Source organism: Amycolatopsis sp. SID8362 (genome assembly GCF_010550475.1).
GTDB classification, from domain to species: Bacteria; Actinomycetota; Actinomycetes; order Mycobacteriales; family Pseudonocardiaceae; genus Amycolatopsis; species Amycolatopsis eburnea.
Genome location: NZ_JAAGNB010001744.1, coordinates 1 through 1,057 on the forward strand (window position 1 = coordinate 1; position 1,057 = coordinate 1,057).

Annotated in this window: 2 protein-coding genes; both read left to right on the forward strand. The window is 74.1% G+C overall.

All coding sequences use genetic code 11. The annotated features are described in order from the left end of the window. Positions 1 to 224, forward strand: a 224-nt coding sequence (locus tag G3I65_RS53280; RefSeq protein WP_239072002.1) for a ferredoxin, incomplete at its 5' end; no start/stop codon positions are given. Between the two features lie 41 nt (positions 225 to 265). Further along, positions 266 to 1,003, forward strand: a complete 738-nt coding sequence (locus tag G3I65_RS53285; RefSeq protein ID WP_160703903.1) for a Sir2 family NAD-dependent protein deacetylase — start codon at positions 266 to 268, stop codon at positions 1,001 to 1,003. The last annotated feature ends 54 nt before the right edge of the window (positions 1,004 to 1,057 follow it).

Consider the following 1,057-nt stretch of genomic DNA (forward strand, 5'->3'; position numbering starts at 1 on the left):
GGCCGGTGCCGGGTGCTGGAGGGAGTGGCGTGAAGCTCTCGGTGGACCCGATCGGCTGCCGCGCGCACGGCTTGTGCGCGGACCTGCTGCCGGAGGTCGTCCGGCTCGACGAATGGGGGTACCCGGTGCTGGCGAAGGGACCGGTGCCCCCGGAACTGGCCGCGGAGGCCCGCCGCGCCGCGAACGCCTGCCCGGCGTTGGCGTTGCGGCTGCGGAAGGCCTAATCCGCTCGTCGGACCACGGCGCAGTCGTTAACCTCCCGCCCATGGACCACTTCGACCTGCTGCGCGGCGCCCGGCTCGTCGGTGTGCTCACCGGCGCCGGGATCTCGACCGCGTCGGGCATCCCCGACTACCGGGGGCCCGACGGGGTCTGGACCCGGTCGCCGAGTGCCGTCAACGCCTTCACGCTGGCGAACTTCATGGCCGATGCGGTGGTGCGCAAGGAGTTCTGGCGCAGCTACACCGGGCACGCCGCCTGGCAGGCCGAGCCGAACGCGGCGCACCGCGCGCTGGCGGACCTCGACCGCGCGGGAACCGCCGTGCGCGTGCTCACCCAGAACGTCGACGGCCTGCACCAGCGGGCCGGGCTCGCCGCGCGCAAGGTGCTCGAACTCCACGGCACCATGCACACCACGCGGTGCACCCGCTGCCCGGAACGGCTGCCGACCCCCGAAGTGCTGGCCCGCGGCGAGGAAGACCCGCGGTGTTCCCGCTGCGGCGGGATCCTGCAGCTCGACGTCGTCCTCTTCGGACAGACGCTGGACGCCGACGTGCTCGGCCGCGCGCGCAGCATCGCCGCGGCGAGCGAGGTCTTCCTCGCGGTGGGCAGCTCGCTCCAGGTGGAGCCCGCCGCGTCGCTGTGCGCGGTGGCCGCGCAAGCCGGGGCGACGGTGGTGATCGTCAACCGCGACCCGACCCCCTACGACGAGACCGCCACGCTCGTGCTGCGCGGGGACATCGACGTCGTCGTGCCGGAACTCTGCGCCGCACTGGCGGCCTGAGCGTCAGTCAGGCGGACGTCAGCGGCGCGGTGGCCAGCAGGTGGCTCGCCGCGA

What these genes read in the sequence shown, in the direction of transcription:
- G3I65_RS53285 (WP_160703903.1), top strand. Translation starts at nt 266, where the DNA reads ATGGACCACTTCGACCTGCTGCGCGGCGCCCGGCTCGTCGGTGTGCTC.